Here is a 624-nt window from a genome sequence, read left to right as displayed (position 1 = left end):
CTAGAGCGTTTTCCGATCAGTCTGCGTCATAGCCGGCGGCGGCGAAGTAGTTGGCGCACTCGGCGGGCGTGAAGGTGCCGATGATGCGGCCGATGGTGTTCCAGAGGCCGTCGACGGTGCGGGTAGCGGCCTTGCGGAGCATCGCCTTCAGCTTGGCGAAGGCATTCTCGATTGGGTTGAACTCGGGGCTGTAGGGCGGGAGGTAGAGCAGCCTCGCGCCCGCAGCCTCGATCGCCGCGCGGATGCCCGCGTCCTTGTGGCTGCCGAGATTGTCCATGACGACGATATCGCCGGGTGCCAGCTCCGGGACCAGGACCTGATCGACGTAGGCCTGGAAGGCAACGCCGTTGATCGGCCCGTCCAGCACCATCGGCGCGATCATGCCGCTGACCCGCAGCCCGGCAACGAAGGTGGTCGTCTTCCAGTGACCATGTGGGGTCGGCGAGCGCAGGCGTTCGCCGCGAGGCGCCCGGCCATGGGTGCGGGCCATCTTGGTCGAGGCCCAGGTCTCATCGATAAACACCAGGCGGTCGGGATCGAGGTCGGGCTGTTCCTCGAACCACGCCCAGCGCCGCTTCAGGATATCCGGGCGGTCCTGCTCGGCGGCATGCGCCGTCTTTTTTT

At 66.5% G+C, this 624-nt stretch carries 1 protein-coding gene; it reads right to left on the bottom strand.

The features are described from left to right. Positions 1 to 16 precede the first annotated feature (16 nt). A partial coding sequence (locus H7965_RS30245; protein ID WP_186774127.1) for an IS630 family transposase occupies positions 17 to 624 on the bottom strand: 608 nt, incomplete at its 5' end.

Source organism: Siccirubricoccus deserti, assembly GCF_014283215.1.
GTDB classification, from domain to species: Bacteria; Pseudomonadota; Alphaproteobacteria; order Acetobacterales; family Acetobacteraceae; genus Siccirubricoccus; species Siccirubricoccus deserti.
Note: the sequence above shows the minus strand (reverse complement) of the source record. Positions and strands in the feature narration are given on the sequence as shown.